Genomic DNA, 4,795 nt, shown 5'->3' on the forward strand with positions numbered 1-4,795 from the left:
GCGCGGTCTTCTCGCTCTTCGCCGGCTTCTATTACTGGTTCCCGAAGATGTCGGGGCGGATGTACAGCGAGTTCCTCGGCCAGCTGCACTTCTGGATCTTCTTCATCGGCGTGAACGTCCTGTTCTTCCCCCAGCACTTCCTGGGCCAGCAGGGCATGCCGCGCCGCTATCCCGACTATGCGGAAGCCTATGCCTATTGGCACCTGATCTCGTCCTACGGTTATGTGATCATGGGCGTGGGCGTGCTGATCTTCTTCGCGAACATCCTCTACTCGCTGTTCGCGGGCAAGCGCGCCGCCGACAATCCGTGGGGCGAAGGCGCGACGACGCTCGAATGGACGCTGTCGAGCCCGCCGCCGTTCCACCAGTTCAACGAACTGCCGCGTATCGCCTGACAAGGTTCGCCCCCTGCTGATTTCCGGCAGGGGGTGTTTCCCCGATGGCCGGAGTTAGCATGGCGCAGAGCCTGACCCATGGCGAAACGGCACTCCCCGCCGACTGGCGCGACCTGTTCGCGCTGACCAAGCCGCGCGTCATGTCGCTGGTGGTGTTCACGGCGCTGTGCGGCCTGCTGGCGGCGCCGGGCGCGGTGCATCCCGTACTCGCCTTCTCGTCGATCCTCGCGATCGCGCTGGGGGCGGGGGCGTCGGGCGCGCTCAACCAATGGTATGAGGCGGGGCTCGACGCCAAGATGAAGCGCACCGCCGGGCGGCCGCTTCCCGCGGGACGCCTCGATCGCCAGACCGCCTTGCAGTTCGGCGTGGGGCTTGCGGCATTCTCGCTGTTCCTGATGCTGTTCGCGTCGAACTGGCAGGCGACGCTGCTGCTGCTCGTCTCGATCCTCTTCTACGTCTTCGTCTATACGATGTGGCTGAAGCCGCGGACGCCGCAGAATATCGTGATCGGCGGCGCGGCGGGTGCCTTTCCGCCGCTGATCGGCTGGGTCGCGGCGACGGGCTCGGTCGCGCCGCTGCCGGTGCTGCTCTTCCTGCTCATCTTCCTCTGGACCCCGCCGCATTTCTGGGCGCTCGCGCTGTTCGTGCGGTCGGACTATGCCGCCGCTGGCATCCCGATGATGCCCGTCGTCGCCGGAGAGAAATCGACGCGGCGCCAGATATTGTTTTACGCCGTCATCATGGCGATCGGCGCGATCGCGCCCTGGCCGCTCGGCTACACCGGCGCGCTCTACGGCTGGACCGCGGTCCTGCTCTCGGCGGTCTTCGTCCTGTTGTCGATCCGGGTCGGTACGCGTACCACGGGCGACGGCGACCGGATGCAACCCGAGAAGCGCCTGTTCGCCTATTCGATCGCCTATCTTTTCATCCTGTTCGGCGCAGTCGTCGCCGACCATTGGTGGCCGCTATGACCGACGAGAACTCCCGGGAAACTTCGGGGCAAGAACCCTTTGACGAGGCCGAATATCGCCGCCGCCAGCGCAGCCGTGCCAATCTGATGGCGTGGATGCTCGGCGCGCTCGCGATCCTCTTCTTCTTCATCACCATCGCGAAGATGCAGATTTTCGCATGATCGGGCGGATGTCCCCGAACGCGAAGACCGCAAGCCTGGCCGCCCTGATGGCGCTCGCGATGACCGGGCTCGGTTTCGCGGCGGTGCCGCTTTACGATCTCTTCTGCCGTGTGACCGGCTTCGGCGGCACGACGCAGCGCTATGACCCGGTCGCCGCGGCGGCCGAGCCCGAGATCCTTTCGAACACGATCTCGGTACGCTTCGACGCCAATGTCTCGCCGGATCTGCCGTGGAAATTCTACCCCGAGCATCCGACCGACACGGTCAGCATCGGCGCGCGCGACATGGCGATCTTCATCGCCGAGAATAATTCGGCGCAGCCGGTCGTCGGGACCGCGAGCTTCAACGTCACCCCCGACCAGGCGGGCAAATATTTCACCAAGATCCAGTGTTTCTGCTTCACCCAGCAACGGCTGGAGCCGGGGCAGCAGATGCGCATGCCGGTGCTGTTCTTCGTCGATCCGAAGATCATGGACGACCCCGACGCGCGCGACGTGCAGGAAATCACCCTGAGCTACACCTTCCACCCTGTAGACGAGGGTAAAAAGGCGAGCTAAGGCCGCGAACAAGAGTCTAACAAGGGCCGGCAGATGATGGGGAATCGTCATGCCGGGGCTGCAAAAACGGGAAACACGCCATGTCCGGTGCCAAACATCATGACTATCACCTCGTAAATCCCAGCGTCTGGCCGCTGATCGGTTCGTTCGCTGCGCTCGTGATGTTCTTCGGGCTCGTCATGTCGATGCACGCCGACCATTTCGGCGGTATCGGCAAATGGGTCCTCGGCCTCGGCTTCATGGGCGTGATCGCCACCTTCTTCAGCTGGTGGTCGGACGTCATCAACGAAGCGCATGCCGGCGATCATACCCCGGTCGTCCAGCTTCATCTGCGTTACGGCATGATCCTGTTCATCGCGTCCGAAGTGATGTTCTTCGTCGGCTGGTTCTGGGCCTGGTTCGATTTCTCGCTCTTTCCGGTGCCGATCGAATATGCCGAAGGCGCAGTGACCTCGCTCTTCGGCCAGGACGGCGCCGACGCGATCACCATGTGGCCGCCGAAGGGCATCGAAGTCATCGACGCCTTCTCGCTGCCCCTGCTCAACACGCTGATCCTGCTCTGCTCGGGCACCACGATCACCTGGGCGCACCACGCGCTGATCCACGGCGACCGCGAAGGCCTCAAGAAGGGCTTGTGGCTGACGATCATCCTCGGCGTCGTCTTCTCGTCGATCCAGGCCTATGAATATGCCCATGCGCCGTTCGGCTTCGGCCAGAGCAACTATAGCTCGGCCTTCTACATGGCGACCGGCTTCCACGGTTTCCACGTGCTCGTCGGCACGATCTTCCTGATCGTCTGCCTGGTACGCACCTACAAGGGCCACTTCACCCCGCAGCAGCACTTCGGTTTCGAAGCCGCGGCCTGGTACTGGCACTTCGTCGACGTCGTGTGGCTGTTCCTCTTCATCATCGTCTATGTCTGGGGTGGCTGGGGCGCACCGGTCGCCGCGCACTAAATTGCCCGACGGCAATCAATCGCAAAGGGGGCAGCCGCCGATCGCGCGCGCTGCCCTTTTTGGTCTGTGCCCGCAATGCGGCGCGCAGACGCTGTTCGAGGGGCCGGTGAAATTCGCGCCGCACTGCCGCGTCTGCGCGCTCGATTTCGGCAGCTATAACGTCGGCGACGGGCCGGCGGCGTTCCTGACGCTGATCATCGGCGCGCTGCTGATCGCGATCGCGCTGACGCTCGATGCGCTGGTGCGGCCGCCGCTCTGGGTGCATGTCCTGCTGTGGGTGCCGCTGACGGCCGTCGCGGTCGTTTACGGCCTGCGCGTCGGCAAGGCGGCCCTGCTCGCGAGCGAGCATCAGCGGCAGGCCGCCGAGGGGCGCAAGGTGGAGGAAAAAGATGACTGATCCCGCCGCCGCCCCCGGACCCGCAGAAGCTTCCGCGCCCGCGCGGCGCTGGCCGCTGATCCCGACGCTGATCGTCGCGGCGGCGGTCGCGGTGATGATCGGCCTCGGCGTCTGGCAGCTCCAGCGCAAAGCCGAAAAGGAGGCGCTGATCGCGCTCTATCAGCGCAACATGGCGATGTCGTCGCTGGTCGCCTATCCCGAATTGCCGCCGGTTCCCGATGCGATGCTCTATCGCAAGAGCAGCATCGTCTGCCTCGAACCCGGGCGCTGGGACCAGCGCAGCGGCACCGACCGCAAGGGCCGGTCGGGCATCCGGATGATCGCCGAATGCCGCACCGGCGCCGAAGGGCCCGGCGTGCTCGTCGACGTCGGGATCGGCGACGATTTCAAGCCGCCCGAATGGAAGGGCGGCACCGTGCAGGGGACGATCGTTCCGGGCCCCGAGCAGCCGACGGTGATGGAACGCGCGACGGGCAAGGCGATGCCTGCGCGGGCGATGCTCGTCGCCGATGCGCCGGTCGCCGGATTGCGCGCGAGCGCGGTGCCGTCGGCGAACGACACGCCGAACAATCATCTGGCCTATGCCGTCCAATGGTTCCTGTTCGCCGCCGCCGCGCTCGTCATCTATATATTGGCGGTCCGTCGCCGCTTGCGGCCTTGACCCCGGCCCGGAGATATTTTTCCGCGATTTCCGAGCCGCGAAATGTTCCATTTCGCTTGAAATCGCTCTAGGCGCTGGGCCGTCATGGACTATATCAGCACCCGCGGCTCCGCGCCGACCCTCGACTTTCGTGCCGCGACGCTTGCCGGCCTTGCCAGCGACGGCGGGCTTTATGTGCCGGCGAAATGGCCGCAGCTGAGCCGCGACGAAATTCGCGGCCTCGCCGGACTCGACTATGTCGAGACCGCGGTGCGGGTGATGGCGCCGTTCGTCGCGGGCGCGCTGAGCGAGGACGAGCTTCGCGAACTGTGCAAGGCCGCCTATGGCCGCTTCAGCCACGATGCGGTGACGCCGCTGGTCCAGCTCGATCATCGCCACTGGCTGCTCGAACTGTTCCATGGGCCGACGCTGGCGTTCAAGGACGTCGCGCTGCAACTGCTCGGGCAGCTTTTCGAGAAATTCCTCGCCGGCGGCGACACCGACATCACGATCGTCGGCGCGACGTCGGGCGATACCGGTTCGGCGGCGATCGAGGCGGTCGCGGGGCGCGAACATATCAGCATCTTCATGCTGCATCCCGAAGGCCGCGTCAGCGACGTCCAGCGCCGCCAGATGACGACGGTGCTCGCACCCAATGTCCATAATATCGCGATCGACGGCAGCTTCGACGATGCGCAGGCGATGGTGAAGCGGCTGT

General features: G+C 65.1%; 7 protein-coding genes and 1 pseudogene. All 8 read left to right on the plus strand.

Annotated features, from left to right (window positions below):
• Positions 1-395: cbb3-type cytochrome c oxidase subunit I (locus JHC57_RS21120; RefSeq protein ID WP_294032550.1), on the plus strand; the 395-nt coding region annotated here is incomplete at its 5' end.
• Positions 396-454: 59 nt separating this feature from the next.
• Positions 455-1,366, plus strand: a complete 912-nt coding sequence (locus JHC57_RS21125) for a heme o synthase (RefSeq protein ID WP_294032551.1) — start codon at positions 455-457, stop codon at positions 1,364-1,366.
• Positions 1,363-1,527, plus strand: coding sequence for a hypothetical protein (locus JHC57_RS21130; RefSeq protein WP_294032552.1), 165 nt, complete (start codon positions 1,363-1,365; stop codon positions 1,525-1,527). Before JHC57_RS21125 ends, JHC57_RS21130 begins: the two co-directional genes overlap by 4 nt.
• Before the next feature lie 8 nt (positions 1,528-1,535).
• Positions 1,536-2,084, plus strand: coding sequence for a cytochrome c oxidase assembly protein (locus tag JHC57_RS21135; protein ID WP_294032553.1), 549 nt, complete (start codon positions 1,536-1,538; stop codon positions 2,082-2,084).
• 80 nt (positions 2,085-2,164) lie between these two features.
• Positions 2,165-3,040: a cytochrome c oxidase subunit 3 gene (locus tag JHC57_RS21140; RefSeq protein WP_294032554.1), complete on the plus strand. Its 876-nt coding sequence runs from the start codon at positions 2,165-2,167 to the stop codon at positions 3,038-3,040.
• Position 3,041: 1 nt separating this feature from the next.
• A complete protein-coding gene (locus tag JHC57_RS21145) occupies positions 3,042-3,437 on the plus strand; it encodes a DUF983 domain-containing protein (protein ID WP_294032555.1) in 396 nt (131 codons plus the stop codon).
• Positions 3,430-4,098 (plus strand): SURF1 family protein, encoded by a 669-nt coding sequence (locus JHC57_RS21150; RefSeq protein ID WP_294032556.1) that lies wholly within the window; start codon positions 3,430-3,432, stop codon positions 4,096-4,098. The genes JHC57_RS21145 and JHC57_RS21150 overlap by 8 nt, the downstream gene beginning before the upstream one ends.
• Positions 4,099-4,182: 84 nt before the next feature.
• A pseudogene (locus JHC57_RS21155) lies at positions 4,183-4,795 on the plus strand (threonine synthase); the annotation flags it as partial.

It is taken from the genome of Sphingopyxis sp., assembly GCF_016463645.1.
Lineage (GTDB): Bacteria > Pseudomonadota > Alphaproteobacteria > Sphingomonadales > Sphingomonadaceae > Sphingopyxis.